At 72.0% G+C, this 15,352-nt stretch carries 13 protein-coding genes; 8 read left to right on the forward strand and 5 right to left on the reverse strand.

Translation table 11 applies throughout. The features are described from left to right. The first annotated feature begins 119 nt into the window (after positions 1-119). A complete protein-coding gene (locus RM479_RS03145) occupies positions 120-1,418 on the forward strand; it encodes a M14 family metallopeptidase (protein ID WP_311510180.1) in 1,299 nt (432 codons plus the stop codon). A 184-nt stretch (positions 1,419-1,602) separates the two neighbouring features. On the opposite strand, the gene gcl is transcribed toward RM479_RS03145, so the two are convergent. The 3 genes from gcl to RM479_RS03160 all read right to left on the reverse strand — a co-directional run bounded on the left by gcl (position 1,603) and on the right by RM479_RS03160 (position 5,185). Continuing rightward, positions 1,603-3,318 (reverse strand): glyoxylate carboligase, encoded by a 1,716-nt coding sequence (gene gcl, locus RM479_RS03150; RefSeq protein WP_311510181.1) that lies wholly within the window; start codon positions 3,316-3,318, stop codon positions 1,603-1,605. Positions 3,319-3,450: 132 nt separating this feature from the next. Next, positions 3,451-4,335, reverse strand: coding sequence for a 2-hydroxy-3-oxopropionate reductase (locus tag RM479_RS03155; protein WP_311510182.1), 885 nt, complete (start codon positions 4,333-4,335; stop codon positions 3,451-3,453). Positions 4,336-4,387: 52 nt separating this feature from the next. Further along, complete coding sequence (locus RM479_RS03160) at positions 4,388-5,185, reverse strand: hydroxypyruvate isomerase family protein (RefSeq protein ID WP_274807662.1); 798 nt, start codon at positions 5,183-5,185, stop codon at positions 4,388-4,390. A gap of 341 nt (positions 5,186-5,526) precedes the next feature. On the opposite strand from RM479_RS03160, the gene uraD reads away from it, so the two are divergent. From uraD to alc, 6 genes are all read left to right on the forward strand, one after another. Then, positions 5,527-6,084: a 2-oxo-4-hydroxy-4-carboxy-5-ureidoimidazoline decarboxylase gene (uraD, locus tag RM479_RS03165; RefSeq protein ID WP_311510183.1), complete on the forward strand. Its 558-nt coding sequence runs from the start codon at positions 5,527-5,529 to the stop codon at positions 6,082-6,084. Then, entirely contained in the window at positions 6,081-6,425 is a 345-nt protein-coding gene (gene uraH / locus RM479_RS03170; RefSeq protein WP_311510184.1) for a hydroxyisourate hydrolase, read from the forward strand. Before uraD ends, uraH begins: the two co-directional genes overlap by 4 nt. Before the next feature lie 192 nt (positions 6,426-6,617). Continuing rightward, positions 6,618-7,514 carry a factor-independent urate hydroxylase gene (pucL, locus tag RM479_RS03175; protein WP_311510185.1) on the forward strand — a complete coding sequence of 299 codons (897 nt, stop codon included), beginning with the start codon at positions 6,618-6,620 and terminating at the stop codon, positions 7,512-7,514. Between the two features lie 208 nt (positions 7,515-7,722). Then, positions 7,723-9,216: a nucleobase:cation symporter-2 family protein gene (locus RM479_RS03180; RefSeq protein WP_311510186.1), complete on the forward strand. Its 1,494-nt coding sequence runs from the start codon at positions 7,723-7,725 to the stop codon at positions 9,214-9,216. A 94-nt stretch (positions 9,217-9,310) separates the two neighbouring features. Then, complete coding sequence (locus RM479_RS03185; protein ID WP_311510187.1) at positions 9,311-10,237, forward strand: LysR family transcriptional regulator; 927 nt, start codon at positions 9,311-9,313, stop codon at positions 10,235-10,237. An 89-nt stretch (positions 10,238-10,326) separates the two neighbouring features. Then, positions 10,327-11,454, forward strand: a complete 1,128-nt coding sequence (gene alc / locus RM479_RS03190; RefSeq protein WP_311510188.1) for an allantoicase — start codon at positions 10,327-10,329, stop codon at positions 11,452-11,454. A gap of 82 nt (positions 11,455-11,536) precedes the next feature. Here alc and allB read toward each other — a convergent pair whose 3' ends face one another. Together allB and RM479_RS03200 are read right to left on the reverse strand one after the other, a co-directional pair. Further along, a complete protein-coding gene (allB, locus tag RM479_RS03195; protein WP_311510189.1) occupies positions 11,537-12,886 on the reverse strand; it encodes an allantoinase AllB in 1,350 nt (449 codons plus the stop codon). Between the two features lie 111 nt (positions 12,887-12,997). Continuing rightward, entirely contained in the window at positions 12,998-14,278 is a 1,281-nt protein-coding gene (locus RM479_RS03200; protein ID WP_311510190.1) for a DUF6986 family protein, read from the reverse strand. Between the two features lie 284 nt (positions 14,279-14,562). Between RM479_RS03200 and RM479_RS03205 the strand changes: the two genes are divergently transcribed. After that, the gene (locus tag RM479_RS03205) at positions 14,563-15,306 is read left to right on the forward strand and encodes an IclR family transcriptional regulator (protein WP_311510436.1); all 744 of its coding nucleotides are present in this window, start codon (positions 14,563-14,565) and stop codon (positions 15,304-15,306) included. Positions 15,307-15,352 lie beyond the last annotated feature (46 nt).

Here is a 15,352-nt window from a genome sequence, read left to right on the forward strand (position 1 = left end):
GCGACGGCAAACATACGTTCATGACTCAGAGATCATGAATATTGACAGAACGTGTCGATCTCCTTTGCAATGTCGCCACCGTGTCCGATCGCCTCACCCCCCGCTCACGGAGGCATCCCGTGGAGACCACCCGTTTCCCGTCCCCCCGACGCGCCCGCATCCCCAAGGGCGTCCGTCGCACCCTCGTCCCCCTGACCGCCGCCGCCCTCCTGCTCGGCGCCCTGGCCCCCGGGAGCGCGACCGCCGAACCCGAGTACGACCTGTACCGGGTGGACGGTGTCGAGACCGCGCGGGAACGCACCGCCATCGCCTCGACCGGTGCCGCCATCGACCAGGTCGCCGCCGACGCGGTGCTGGTCACCGCCACCCCCGACGACGCCGAGGAGATCGCCGACCTCGGGTTCGGGGTGGAGTTGTTGGAGATCCCCCAGCCGTTCGCCAACCCCGACCCCGGGTACACGACCTACCCCGAACTCCTCGACATCGTCGACGAGGTCACCGCCGATCACCCCGACATCGCCGCGAGCACGGTCATCGGCACCTCCCATCAGGGCCGCGACATCGTCGCGATCAAGATCAGCGACAACGTCGGCGTCGACGAGGACGAACCGGAGGTGCTGTTCACGCACGCCCAGCACGCGCGCGAGCACCTCACCGTCGAAATGGCCGTGTACCTGCTCGACCTGCTCACCGACGGGTACGGCACCGATCAGCGCATCACCGGGCTGGTCGACGAACGGGAGATCTGGATCGTCCCCAACGTCAACCCGGACGGCTCCGAGTACGACATGGCGGGCACCAACTGGCGGAACTGGCGCAAGAACCGCCAGCCCAACGCGGGCACCTCCGCCATCGGCACCGACCTCAACCGCAACTGGGACTACAGGTGGGGCTGCTGCGGCGGTTCCTCCGGCAACCCGAGCAGCATCACCTACCGGGGCAGGGCCCCCGAATCGGCCCCCGAGGTCAGGGTGATCGCCGACTTCGTGCGGAGCCGGGTCGTGGGCGGCGAGCAGCAGATCACCGCCGCCATCGACTTCCACACCTACAGCGAGCTCATCCTGTGGCCGTTCGGTTACACCTACAACGAGGTCACCGGCGGGATGACCCGCGAGGAGTACGACACCCACGTCGCGCTGGGCACCCACATGGCCGACGCCAACGGGTACACGCCGCAGCAGGCGAGCGACCTGTACATCACCGACGGGTCGATCAACGACTGGCTGTGGGGCGACCAGCGCATCATCAACTTCACGTACGAGATGTACCCTCGCAGCGCCTGGGGCGGCGGTTTCTACCCGCCGTCGTCGGTGATCGAACGGGAGACGGCCCGTAACAAGGAGGCCGTGCTGCGGCTGCTCGACTACGCCGACTGCCCGTACCGGATCATCGGCGAGGAGGACGCCTACTGCGGCTGACCCCGCGCCCGGACGGCCCCTCTCCCCGACAGGATCGGGGAGAGGGGCCGTCGTTCGCCGCGGACCGGAGCGCGGGAGGCCTCCGTCTGCGGCGGCCCGGGGGCGGTGGCGCCCACGGGGTCGCGGAGGACCCGTGCGGGGGTTCCCGTTCCCCGAGCGCCATCGCACGGGCCGAAGCGGGAGGTCAGGCGCCGGGGAGCGGCTCGAACTCCTTGACCGCGTCGATCGACGGACCGTGCGGGGTGTTGGCCTCGCGCTCGATCATGATCTCCACGAGCACCGGCCGCGAGGTGGCCTTGGCCTCCTTGCGGGCCCATTCCAGGGCGTCGCGGACGTCCCCGGGCTCCCGGACCCGGCGGCCGGAGCAGCCGTAGGCCTCCATGATCTTGACGTTGTCGGTGCCGTACTCGTCGTAGTGGACGTCCACCTGGAAGTTCATCTCGAAGGGGATGGACGCCTGGCGGATCAGGCCCAGGTACTCGTTGTTGAGCATGACGAGCACGTACGGGACGTTGTACTGGGCGGCGACCGCCAGCTCCTCGACCATGTACTGGAACCCGTAGTCGCCGACGATGCCGACGACCTCGGCGTCCGGCTCGGTGTTCTTCAGGGCCTTCTTGACGCCGATGGCCGCCGGGATCTCCCAGCCCAGCGGACCGGCCTGGCCGCAGATCTGGTAGCGGCGCGGCTTGTACGCCTTCTGGTGCTGGCCGCCCCAGATCTGGTACAGGCCGATGGCGGTGACGAAGTAGGTGTCCTCGTCGAAGACCTCGTTGATCTCCTTGTAGACGCGCGGCGCCTTGATGGGGACGGTGTCGAAGTCCTCGCGTCGGGTGAGGGTGGACTTGAGCTCGCCGACCCGGTCGAGCCAGCCCTCGACCCGGGCTCGGGCGTCGCGCCGTCGCGCGGCGGCCAGCAGTGCGCGCAGGAAGAGGCGGGCGTCGGAGACCACGCCCAGGTCGGGTTCGAAGACCCGGCCGATCTGGGTGGCCTTGACGTCGACGTGGATGAACGTCCGCTCGCCCCGGTAGACGTCGATCCGGCCGGTGTGCCGGTCGGCGAAGCGCGCGCCCACGGCCAGGACCAGGTCCGACTCCAGGAACGAGGCGTTGCCGTAGCGCTGGGAGGTCTGCACGCCGGTCATGCCCGCGTACAGGGGCGAGTCCTCGTCGAAGGAGCCCTTGCCCATGAGCGTGACCTGGACGGGGACCCTCAGGTACTCGGCGAGTTCGCGCAGTTCGTCGGAGGCCTCGGCGAGGATGACGCCGCCGCCGGCCAGGATCAGCGGGCGCTCGGCGGCGAGCAGCAGGTCCAGGGCCCGCTCGACCCTGGGCGGGTGGGGTGCGACGGTGTCGACCGTGAGCGGGGCGTCCAGTTCGGGGTCGTACTCGATGACCTGCTGGGCGACGTCCACGGGGATGTCGATGAGGACGGGGCCGGGCCGGCCCTCGCGGGCGATCCGGAACGCCTCGCGGAAGATCCACGGAGCGGTCGCCGCCTCCTTGATCTGCACCGCCCACTTGGTGACGGGCTTGGCGATCTCGACGATGTCGACCGCCTGGAAGCCCTCCTTGTCCAGCAGGTCGGTGCGCTGCTGGCCGGTGATGCACACGATCGGGATGGAGTCGGCGATCGCGGTGTACAGGCCGGTGATCATGTTGGTGCCGGCCGGGCCGGAGGTACCGATGGCCACACCGACACCGCCGGTGGTGCGCGACCAGCCGTCGGCCATGTGGGTGGCGCCCTCCTCGTGGCGGACGATGAGGTGCTCGATCCCTCCGACGTCCTCCATCGCCTTGTAAAGCGGCAGAATGGCGGCGCCGGGGCAGCCGAAGGCGGTGTCGACGCCTTCGTCCTTCAGAACCTCGACGACCGCGTTCATCACGGGCATCCGTGCCATGGCTTTTCCTTCGGTGCTAGGGGGGAGGATCGGTGGGAGCCGGGCCCGGCGGATCCCGCGGTGCGGCCGACACGCGCGGGTGCCGGTGCGGCTCGGGCGGCGGAGTGCTCGGTTCCGCCGCGTGGTCGGCGGCTACGCGCGGCCGGAGAGCCCCTCGACGATCTTCAGGAGCGCGGAGTGGTCGAGGCCGCCGTGTCCCTGCCGCGCGAGGGCGGCGACGTACTGCGCGACCTGGGCACCCAGCGGGATCGCCACCCCGGCGGCGCGCGCGGAGTCGGTGACGATGCGCATGTCCTTGTCGTGCAGGGCGATGCGGAAGCCGGGGGCGAAGTCGCGCTCGCGCATGGCGGCGCCCTTGCGCTGGAGCACCGTGCTGCCGGCCAGGCCTCCGCCGAGGACCTCCAGGCCGGCCTCGGTGTCCACACCGTGGGCCTCCAGGAAGACCAGGGCCTCGGCGAGGAGCTGGATGTTGCCGGCGACGATGAGCTGGTTGGCGGCCTTGACGGTCTGCCCGGACCCGTGGGGGCCGACCAGGACCGGGGTGGTGCCCAGGACGTCGAAGAGCGGGCGGGCCGCGTCGAAGTCCTCGCGGGAGCCGCCGACCATGATGGACAGTGCGGCCTCGACGGCCCCGGCCTCGCCGCCGCTGACCGGGGCGTCCAGGACCCGGAAGCCGCGTTCGGTACCGGCGGCGGCCACGGCCCGGGAGACGTCGGGGCGGATGGTGCTCATGTCGATGACGAGCGTGCCGGGCCGGGCGTGCTCGAAGACCCCGTCCGCGCCGAGCAGGAGGGCCTCGACGTCCGGGGAGTCGGGGACCATCGTGATGACGGCGTCGGCGTCGGCGACCGCCCCGGCGACGGAGCCGCCGCGCAGACCGCCCTCGGCGACGAGGGCGTCCACGCGCTCGGGGGAGAGGTTGTGGCCGGTGACGGTGTATCCGGCGCGGGCGAGGTTGACGGCCATGGGCAGGCCCATGATGCCGAGTCCGATGAAGGCGACCTTGCGGATGGACACGGGGGTGCCCTCCTTTCTTCGTGGCTGTGGGACGCGCGGGATCGATGCGGGCTCAGCGCAGTCGACCGAGGCTCTGTTCGGTGGGGACGGTGGGCTTGTACTCCAGTCCGACGAGGCCCTGGTAGCCGCCGGCCTGGGCGGCGGTGAGCAGGTCGTCGATGGGGAGCGCGCCGGTGCCGGGCTCTCCCCGGCCGGGGACGTCGGCGATCTGGACGTGCCCGAACTCCGCGGCGTGGTCGCGGACCACGGCGGCGACGTCGTCGCCGTTGACGGCCAGGTGGTACAGGTCGGCGAGGAGGGCGACGTTGTCGGCCCCGGCCTCCCGGACCTTCGCGACGAAGTCGAGTCCGTCGCGCGCGGTCCTGAGCGGGTAGCCCTCGGCGCCGCTGAGCGGCTCGATGAGGACGATGCCGCCGACCCGGGCGACCGCCTCGGCCGCGGCGACGGTGTTCTCCAGGGCCAGCCGGTCCTGTTCGGCGGGGTCGACCCCGTCCTGGCGCAGGCCGTAGAGGGCGTTGAAGGCGGTGGTGCCGGTGCGTTCGGCGATGGCGACGACGACATCGAGGTTGGCGAGGAACTCGGCGGAACGCGCGGGCTGTGAGAGCACGCCCCGGTCGGGTCCGGGCAGGGCGCCGGCGAAGAGGTTGAGGCCGGTGAGGCGGACGCCGGCGGTGTCGAGGGCGGCGACGAAGGCGTCGATCTCCTCACGGGGCGGGGTGGCGCTCTCGAACGGCCACCAGAACTCGACCGCGTCGAACCCGGCGTCGCGTGCGGCCTGCGGGCGCTCGTGAAGGGGCAGTTCGGTGAACAGCATGGAGCAGTTCACCGTGTACCCGAGGGTGTGGCTCATGCACTACCTCCGGCATCAGATTCCGGTATGCGGAATTTGCTTTTCACTTTGAGGAATGACATGAGTGTGGGCCCGGTCGCCCCCGGTTGTCAACCGCCCCGCGCGCCGACCCCCGTCCGCCACGCCGCCCGCGCTCCCCCGCCGGCGCCGCTCCCGCACGGGGACGCGCATGTTCGGAGGTTCTTCCGGGGATGTCATGAATCCGCCTGTTTTTCGCCGGATACCCCTTGCGAGTGTTGACAAGGTCACACTCCCATCAATTAGAGTCCCTCCAATCCGTCATACGGAATCGCATGTCTGCACTACGAAAGCCCGGCTTCGGCCGGGCCACGGGAGAACCCATGCCCGAAAGCACCTCGGCGGAGCCGGACCTCCGGCCCGACCTGGGATTGGAGCGACTCAACGCCCTGTCGGAGGAGGAGCTGCGCACCGAACTGGCGCGGTGCCTCGACGTGGAACGCTGGGTGCGGGCCGTCGCGGCCGTCGCGCCCTACGCCGACCGCGCCGCCCTCCTCGACACGGCCGACGCCCACGCCCGCGCCATCACCGCCGACGAGGTCGCCTCGGCACTGGCCCGCCACCCGCGCATCGGCGAGAAGGCCCAGGGGCGGGACACCGAGGCCGCCTGGTCGCGGGGCGAGCAGTCCGCCTTCGCCGCCGACACCGACGACGCCGCCGTCCGCGTCCAGCGGATCTTCCAGTACGCCCAACGGGAGTACGAGGAACGGTTCGGGCAGATCTACCTGGTCTGCGCCAGCGGTCGCGGCGCCCGCGACCTCTTGGCCGACCTGGTGGGACGCCTCGACAACGACCGTGACACCGAACTGGCGGTGGTCGGCGACGAACTCCGGGGGATCGCCGCCCTGCGCCTGGTCAAACTCCTGGAGGCGACGGCATGAGCCACGTGACCACCCACGTCCTCGACGCCGCGCTCGGCCGGCCCGCGGCCGGTGTCCCCGTCCGGCTGGAAGCGGCCTCCGACGCCGACCGCGCCTCCTGGAGGACGGTGGCCGAGGGACGCACCGACGACGACGGACGGATCGGCGACCTGGGGCCCGAGCGACTCGCCGCCGGATACCACCGGATCACCTTCGACACCGCCGCCTACTTCACGGCGACCGGGCAGCACGGCTTCTACCCCGAGGTCTCCATCGTGTTCGACCTCGCCGACGAGGACGCCCACTACCACGTGCCCCTCCTGCTCAGCCCGTTCGCCTACTCGACCTACCGGGGCTCGTAGTCCGCGACCGCACCGGTATCCGACATCTCCCCCCGACAGAAGGGACACGCCCAGGGCAGGGAACGAACGCGGGATCACAGACTCAGGGTGCGTGACAGGTCCTTCCGCATGACCACAGCGGTCCTCCCTCGTACGCACGGCGCTCACGACGCCAACGACGAAGACTTATCCATACGGATGGAGTTCACCCTGATGGGCATCAGACTCGGAGACAACCAGTACGGCAAGGCCGAGGTGCGCCTCGTCCACGTCGACCGCCACACCGACGTGCACCGGATCAAGGACGTCAACGTCACCTCCCAGCTCCGCGGCGACCTGGAGGACGTCCACACCGTCGGCGACAACGCCACGTGCCTGCCGACCGACACCCAGAAGAACACGGTCTACGCCAAGGCCCGCGAGTGGGGCGGCGTCGGCGCCATCGAGGACTTCGCCCTGCGCCTGGCCCGCCACTTCGTGGACGAGCACGAGTACGTGCACGGCGCCCGCCAGGAGATCGAGGAGTACTCCTGGGAGCGCATCACCACCTCCGCCGGGCCGCACGATCACTCCTTCGTGCGCAACAACGCCGAGACCCGCACCACCGTCGTCACCAAGGACGGCAACCGGGAGTGGGTCCTCTCCGGTTTCACCGGCCTGACCGTCCTGAAGTCCACCGGCTCGGAGTTCCACGGCTACCCCAAGACCCGCTACACCACGTTGCGGGAGACCACCGACCGGATCCTGGCCACCGACGTCACCGCCCGCTGGCGCTACGTCGGCACCGACCACGACTTCGACAAGGCCTACGCCTCCATCCGCGCCCTGTGCCTGGAGGCCTTCGCGAACACGCACAGCCTGGCCCTCCAGCAGACCCTCTTCGAGATGGGCAGGGCCGTCCTGGAGGCGCACCCCGAGGTCGCCGAGATCCGCTTCTCCATGCCCAACAACCACCACTTCCCGGTGGACCTGACGCCGTTCGGGCTGGACAACCCGAACGAGGTGTTCTTCGCCGCCGACCGCCCCTACGGCAAGATCGAGGCCGCCGTCGAGCGCGACGACGCCCCCGAGCCGGGCGACGCGTGGAAGACCGTGCCCGGCTTCGTCTGACCGTCTCCCGACCACCGGGGCCCGACGTGCGGCCGGGCCCCGGCCCTCCCCGGTCCGAGGTGACCCCTCGCCTGCCCGCGGCGCAGCGGGCTGCCCGCCCTCGGCGTGCCCGGAAACGGGACGCGCGGCGGTGCGACTCGTCGGGCGCGTGCGCCCGAGAACCCGACCACCCCCCGTGGTCGCCAACACAAAGGCTGGAAACCGGCCCATGTCGAACAGTCCGTCCGCGAAGGACCCGGCCACAACGAACGCCACCCTCCCCTCCCGCCCCGAGGACGCGAAGCCGCCGCTGCGGCTGCTGCTCGTCTACGGGATGCAGCACATCCTCACCATGTACGCCGGCGCGGTCGCGCCGGCCCTCGTCATCGGCGCCGCCGCCGGACTCGCGAACGACCCCGCCTCCATGGGCGTACTCGTCAGCGGCGCGCTCCTGGTGGCGGGGATCGCCACCCTCCTCCAGACCGTCGGCCACCGCAGGGTCGGCGCCCAGATGCCGATCGTGGTCGCCGCCTCCTTCGTCCCGGTCAGCGCCATCACCGCCCTGGCCGCCGGGCAGGACGGCGAGAACCTGCCCGTGGCCTTCGGCGCCTCGCTGGCCGCGGGGGTCTTCGCCCTGTGCCTGACCCCGTTCTTCGGTCAGCTCATCCGCTTCTTCCCGCCGGTCGTGACCGGCACGATCATCACCGTCATCGGGATCAGCCTCATGCCGGTCGCCGCCCGGTGGATCATGGACGGGGGCGCGCACACCGGCGCGGACGGCGGGACGGTCCCCGCCGCCCCCCTGGCCAACCTGGCCCTGGCCGGGGTCACGTTGGCCGTCGTCCTCATCGGTTCCCGGGTGCTTCCCGGGGTCTGGGGACGGTTGTCCGTCCTGCTGGGCATGCTCGTGGGCACCCTGGTGGCGCTGCCCCTGGGCATGGCCGACTTCAGCCGGGTCGGCGAGGCCGACATCGTGTTCGACCCCACCTCGGTGTTCTACTTCGGTCCCCCGCGCTTCGAGGTCGCCGCGATCGTCACCATGTGCGTCATCATGCTGGTCGTCCTGACCGAGGGCGCCTCGCACATCATCGCGGTCGGCGAGATCACCGGCTCCAGGGTGGACGCCGCGCGCATCTCCGCCGGGCTGCGCGCCGACGTCAGCGGGTCGATCATCGGCCCGATCCTCAACTCCACCCCCACCAGCTCGTTCGCGCAGAACATCGGGCTGCTGGCGCTGACCGGCGTCCGCAGCCGCTACGTGGTGGCGGTGGGCGCGGGCATCCTCGTCCTGCTGGGGATGTTCCCGATCCTGGGCGGGGTCATGGCCGCCCTGCCCGCCCCGGTCCTGGGCGGCGCCGGTCTGGTGCTGTTCGGCAGCGTGGCCGCCAGCGGCGTGAAGACGCTGGCCAAGGTGGACTTCGGCCGCAACCTCAACCTGGTGCTGGTGGCCGCCGCGTTCGGGGTGGCGGTCATCCCGCTGGCCTACCCGGGCTTCTACGCGTTCCTGCCCGCGTCGGTCGAGATGATCGCGCACTCGGGCATCATCGGCGCCGCGGTGGTGGCGATCCTGCTGAACGTCTGCTTCAACGTCATCGGGGGCGGGGCGCGGGAGGCCCCCGCGGCGATCGAGCCGAAGGAGATCGGCGGCGCGGGTCCCGGTGAGGCCGAGTCCACCGATCAGGCGGGGGCCGCCCATCGCGGGAAGGACGCCGAACGGCCCTGATCCCCCCGGTGAGGGCGGACGCGCGTCATCGGGCGCGTGCGCCCTCACCGTTCCGCCGCTTCTGTTCACCGAGGTCGAATGGTATGTCTGATCCATGACCGACTGGGATCTGCGCAAGCTGCGCGTGCTGCGCACGCTCGACCGGGTCGGGACGGTGCGCGCCACCGCCGAGGCCCTGTGCACGACCCCCTCCGCCGTCTCCCAGCAGTTGTCCGCGCTGTCCCGCCAGGTGGGGGTGGAACTGCTGGAGCCGCACGGGCGCCGGGTGCGGCTCACCGACGCCGCCCGGGTCCTGCTGCGGCACACCGACATCGTGCTGGCCCAACTGGAGCGGGCCGAGGCCGAACTGGACGGGTTCGCCCGGGGCGGGTCGGGGACCGTGCGCGTGGGCGCGTTCGCCACGGCCGTGCCCGGCCTGGTGGTGCCCGCACTGAGCGTGGTGCGCGACGTCCACCCGGGGTTGACCGTACGGGTCCACCAGGCCGAGGCCTCGGAGGTGTACGACCTGCTCGCGGCGGGGGAGATCGACATCGGCCTGTCCCTGGCCGCCCAGGCGCCGACCGGGCGCGACGACCGTCTCGACCGGGGGGAACTGCTCACCGACCCCCTGGACGCGGCCCTGCCCGTCCACCACCGGTCGGCCGGGGCCCCGGCGCTGCGCCTGCGCGACCTGGCCGGGGAACCGTGGATCTACGGCGCCGCCGGCCCCTGGCGGGACATCACCGTCGCGGCCTGCGCCCAGGCCGGGTTCGTTCCCGAACAGGCGCACGTGGCCTCCGACTGGCGGGCCATCCTCGACATGGTCGCCGCGGGGCTGGGGGTGGCGCTGGTGCCCCGGTTGGCCGCCACCGGTGACGCGCCCGGTGTGGACCTGCGGGTCCTGCACGAGGACCGGCCGCGTCGGCACGTGGTGTGGGCGGTGCGCGCCGGATCGCGCGAACGTCCGCAGATCGCCGTGACCCTGGGCGCCCTCATCGACCGGGCCGCCACCCTGACCACCGCGAACGTTCAGTTCTCGTGAACATGATGATCGAAAAGTTTCGCTGGAAATGACCGATTCCTCCTGTCAGTCTGGACGTGTCCGAACGACCCGTCACGACGAGGAGGACCATGAGCACGACTCCGACCTTCGATCCGCGCGCCTACAACGCCCGCCCCTACACGGGCGGTGACCCCTACGCCGACTACCGGGGCACCGCACTCGACTTCGGCGCCCTGGTGGATCTCGCGGACCGCAGACTCGGGGGCGCCGTGGTCGCCGCCAACGACGAGTTCTTCGCCGACCGCGAGAACCTGCTGCGGCCCGAACCCGCGGTGTTCGACCCGCACGCCTTCGGGCACAAGGGCAAGGTCATGGACGGCTGGGAGACCCGGCGGCGGCGCGGCCCCGACGCCGACCGCCCGCACCCCTCGGCCGACGACCACGACTGGGCGCTGATCCGGCTGGCCCTGCCCGGTGTGGTCCGCGGGCTGGTCGTGGACACCGCCCACTTCCGCGGCAATCACCCCACCGAGGTGAGCGTGGAGGCCGCCCACGTGGAGGGGACCCCCACCACCGACGATCTGCTCAAGGCGGAGTGGACCGAACTCGTGGCCCGCACACCCGTGTACGGGCACGCCGCGAACGGCTTCGAGGTCGCCGACGGGCACCGCTGGACCCACCTGCGACTCCGGCAGTTCCCCGACGGCGGCGTCGCCCGCCTGCGCGTGCACGGCGAGCCGGTCGCCGACCCCTCCTGGCTGGCCGCCCTGGGCGCCTTCGACCTGGTCGCCCTGGTCAACGGCGGCGCGGTGGAGGACGCCTCCGACCGGTTCTACTCCTCCCCCGCCAACATCATCGCGCCGGGCCGCTCCCACAAGATGGACGACGGCTGGGAGAACCGGCGCCGCCGCGACACCGGCCACGACTGGGTGCGCTTCCGGTTGGCGGCCCAGGGGGAGATCCGCGCCCTGGAGCTGGACACCTCCTACTACAAGGGCAACTCCGCCGGGTGGGTCACCGTCCTGGGACGCGACGCGCACGGCGCCGATCCCGAGGCGTGGTTCGAGATCGTGGGCCGCACGCGGCTGGAGCCGGACGGCGTCCACCGGTTCGTGTTCGACGCGCCGGTGACCGCCACCCACGTGCGCACCGACGTCTTCCCCGACGGCGGCATCGCCCGCCTGCACGTGTACGGGTCCCCGACCCCGACCGGGACCGCCGAACTGGAGGACCGGTGGGCGGCCACCCGGGGCTGACCGCCGTCTCCGGGCGGCCCCGTCAGCGGAACACCGGGGGCGGGGCACCCCGCGGGGTGCCCCGCCCCCGGGCGATGGCCGCTCAGGGCCGCCGGATCATCCGTCCCGTCGTGGAGGTCGCCGTGACCTCGACCCCGCGCAACAGGGTGCGCCGCACCCGGCCGGTCAGGGTCGCGCCGTCGTAGGCGCTGACCGGGTTGCGGTGGGCCAGGTCCCGAGCGTCCACGCGCACCTCCTCCTCCGGGGCGAAGAGGACCAGGTCGGCGTCGGCCCCGGGCACGATCGCCCCCTTGTCCGGCACCCCGGCGACCCGGGCGGGCGCGGACGACATCCAGCCGACGACCTCCGTCAGGGGGACACCGCGCCGTCGCGCCTCGGTCCACACCGCCGGCAGCCCGACCTGGAGCCCGGAGATCCCTCCCCAGGCGGTACCGAAGTCGCCGGTGTCGAGGTCCTTGAGATCGGGGGTGCTCGGCGAGTGGTCGCTGACGACGCAGTCGACGAGCCCGTCGCGCAGCGCCCGCCACAGCAGATCGCGATTGCCCTCGTCGCGGATCGGCGGGCAGCACTTGTAACCGGTGGCGCCCGCCGGGACCGTCTCGGCCGCCAGGGTGAGGTAGTGGGGGCAGGTCTCCACGGTGAGGCGGACGCCCTCCTCCCGGGCCCGTGCGATGAGCGGCAACGCGGCGGCGCTGGACAGGTGCAGGATGTGCGCCCGCACACCGGTGCGCCGAGCCGTCTCGATGACCAGCGCGATCGCCCGGGTCTCGGCCTCGTCGGGCCGCGAGGCCAGGAACGCGGCGTAGTCGCGTCCGGCGGCGACGGGGGCGGCGGCCAGCACGTCGGGATCCTCGGCGTGCACGATGAGCAACCCGTCGAACGCGGCGATCGCCTCGGCCGCCGTGGTCAGCTCCCCGGCCGACAGGTGACCGAACTCGTCCACGCCCGAGGGCGACAGGAACGCCTTGAACCCGAACACCCCGCGCGTCCACAGGGCGGTCAGCTCCCCGGTGGCGTCGGAACGGCTGTTCTCGGGGACGGCACCGCCCCAGAAGCCCACGTCCACCGCCAGCGCGCCGTCGGCGGCGGCCCGCTTGGCGTCCAGTCCGGCGACCGTGGTCGTGGGCGGAACGCTGTTGAGGGGCATGTCGACCAGGGTGGTGACCCCGCCCAGGGCGGCGGCACGGGTGGCGGAGGCGAACCCCTCCCACTCGGTGCGCCCGGGTTCGTTGACGTGGACGTGGCTGTCCACCAGCCCCGGCAGCAACACCTCGTCGGCGGCGGCGCGCAGCTCCCGGTCACCGGTCAGGGGCGCGTCGGCGCCGTCCAGGACATCGGTCACCCTGCCCTCGCGTACGCCGACGGTGATCGGCCGCTCCCCGTCCGGGGTGAGCGCCCGTTCGGCGCGGACGACCAGATCGTGACGGTCCATCTCCTACCCTTCCTTCACGGGGACGCCCGGGCCCGCGAAGGCGCCCGGGCGTCCCGACGTCGAGTACCGGCGGCGGGTCCCCCTGCGCCGGTCCCCCTCACCCGGAGGAGGTCAGCCCTGTCCCACCCGGCGCGTCGCCAGGGCCAGGAGGGCGGTGGCGTCGGTACCGGTGGCCTCGGCGACCTCCGCCTCGTCCAGGGCGCCGCAGCGCAGCCCCTGGGCCAGCACCGAGGCCAGCGCCTGGGCGGTGGCGGGCTCGTCCGCGACGTTGCCGCCCTCCACGGATCCGAGGTAGGTGCGCAGCCGCGCGGCGGCCGGTGCGAACGCCTCACGATAGAAGACGTGACCGGCCAGGTGGCGGATGGGCAGCTGGTGCGGGTGCAGGTCCCAGCCCTGGTAGAAACCGCGTTCCAGGGAGCGACGGATCAGCCCGGCGTGCAGCCGCCAGGCGGCGTGCACCTCCTCGGGCGTGCCGACGGGCAGGATGTTGCTGCCCCCGTCGGAGAGCCACACGCCGGTACCGGCGGCGGCCACCTGCATGACGGACTTGGCGTGGTCGGCCACCGGGTGGGCCAGGCTCTGGTGGGCCGCGGTGATCCCGCAGGCGGCGCTGTAGTCGTAGGTGCCGTAGTGCAGGGCGGTGACCCGACCCCGGCCGGCGGTGATCATGCGCGAGACCGCGACGGTGCCGTCGGGGAGCAGGATCGACTGGGGGGTCTCGATCTGCAACTCGAACCGCAGCCGACCGTCGGGCAGGTCGAACCGCTCCTCCAGACGCCCGGCGAGCCAGACCATGGCCTCCACCTGCTCGACGGAGGTGATCTTGGGCAGGGTCAGGACGAGGTTGTCGGGAAGGGAGCCGTGGCCCTCCAGGAGGGTGCGCAGGAACAGGTCGAGGGTGCGCACACCGCGATGCCGACCGGCCGCCTCCATGCCCTTCATCCGAATGCCGAAGTAGGGGGTGGCCGTGCCCTGGGACAGGTCGGAGACGAACGCCTCGGCGACGGCGCGGGTGTGGGCGTCCTCCGCCTCGTCACCCGGGGCGCCGTAGCCGTCCTCGAAGTCGGCGCGCAGGTCCTCGATGGGTTCGTCGGCGAGTTTGGCGCGCACCCGGGGCAGGGCGCCGGCGACGGACTCCTCGTCCAGCCCGGTGACGCGGGCCAGGTCGGCGGGGTCGGGGGCGTAGGTGTCGAGCGACGCCAGGGCCCGCTCCCCCCAGTCGGCGGCCAGGCCGGGGCCGATCCGGTCGGCGGGCACGTAGACGCTGTGCACGGGCTGCCGGCCGCCGCGCGCGCCGGGGTACTCCCGTGCCAGACGGGCGTCCGCGTCGGCGAGTCGGGCGTCGAGTCCGGTGACCAGTTCCGCGAGGTCCCGGTGGCTGTCCTTGGCCACGTCCGATGTCCTCCTCCGTGGTGGGCGCGCCCCTCCGGGCTCGCGCAAATTCCTATATGCGGATACTAACTTCTACCATCCGGAATAACAAGGGTCACAAGTGGCCCAGGGCACACGCTCTGCGGGTTCCCTGGCAAAGCAGGAGCGAAAAACCTCTTTCGTATTGCAAAATAAGGAGTGTGACCGCAGCGGCCCTCAGCATGGGAGCACGACCCTTGGCAGCCTCACAGACGACCGGCGCCGACCTGGCGCGCCCCGACGAGACGGCCCGGCGCTCCGGCGGGGTGCAGTCCCTCGACCGCGCGTTCGCGCTGCTGGAGATCATGGCCGACGCCGGTGGGGAGAGCTCCCTCAGCCAACTCGCCGACGCCTCCGGACTGCCCCTGCCGACCATCCACCGCATCATCCGCACCCTGGTCGGCAACGGATACGTCCGTCAGCTCCCCTCCCGCCGTTACGCCCTGGGCCCCCGCCTCATCGGCCTGGGCGACAAGGCCGCCAAGATGCTCGGCACCTGGGCCCGCCCCCACCTGGCCCGGCTCGTGGAGGAACTCGGGGAGACCGCCAATCTCGCCATGCTCGACGGGGACAAGGCCATCTACGTCGCACAGGTGCCCTCCCCGCACGCGATGCGCATGTTCACCGAGGTCGGCCGACGGGTCCTGCCCCACTCCTCCGGGGTCGGCAAGGCGCTCCTGTCGCAGCTCGACGACAAGGAGGCGCTGGCCACCGTCGAGCGCACCGGGATGCCCGCCGCCACCAACCGCACCATCACCGATCCCGAACGGTTCGTCGCCGAACTCCACACGATCCGCCACAACGGCTACGCCATCGACGACGGGGAACAGGAGATCGGCGTGCGCTGCGTCGCGGTCCCCGTCACGGGCGCCCCCTCCGGGATGGCCGTGTCGATCTCCGGACCCGAGGCCCGGGTCAGCTGGGACTTCGTCAACCGCGCCGCTCCCATCGTGCAGCGGTGCGCCGCCACCCTCGCCGGCGACCTCAACAACCAGAACCCCCGCGAGTAGCCGCGGGGATCACCGAGAACGCCGACGGGCCCCGGAGCGGATGCTC

It is taken from the genome of Nocardiopsis lambiniae, from assembly GCF_031845465.1.
Taxonomy (GTDB): domain Bacteria; phylum Actinomycetota; class Actinomycetes; order Streptosporangiales; family Streptosporangiaceae; genus Nocardiopsis; species Nocardiopsis lambiniae.

Coding starts and splice junctions, on each gene's coding strand:
- gcl (WP_311510181.1), bottom strand. CDS start 3,318: ATGGCACGGATGCCCGTGATGAACGCGGTCGTCGAGGTTCTGAAGGAC.
- RM479_RS03160 (WP_274807662.1), bottom strand. CDS start 5,185: ATGAGCCACACCCTCGGGTACACGGTGAACTGCTCCATGCTGTTCACC.
- uraD (WP_311510183.1), top strand. CDS start 5,527: ATGCCCGAAAGCACCTCGGCGGAGCCGGACCTCCGGCCCGACCTGGGA.
- uraH (WP_311510184.1), top strand. CDS start 6,081: ATGAGCCACGTGACCACCCACGTCCTCGACGCCGCGCTCGGCCGGCCC.
- pucL (WP_311510185.1), top strand. CDS start 6,618: ATGGGCATCAGACTCGGAGACAACCAGTACGGCAAGGCCGAGGTGCGC.
- RM479_RS03180 (WP_311510186.1), top strand. CDS start 7,723: ATGTCGAACAGTCCGTCCGCGAAGGACCCGGCCACAACGAACGCCACC.
- RM479_RS03185 (WP_311510187.1), top strand. CDS start 9,311: ATGACCGACTGGGATCTGCGCAAGCTGCGCGTGCTGCGCACGCTCGAC.
- alc (WP_311510188.1), top strand. CDS start 10,327: ATGAGCACGACTCCGACCTTCGATCCGCGCGCCTACAACGCCCGCCCC.
- allB (WP_311510189.1), bottom strand. CDS start 12,886: ATGGACCGTCACGATCTGGTCGTCCGCGCCGAACGGGCGCTCACCCCG.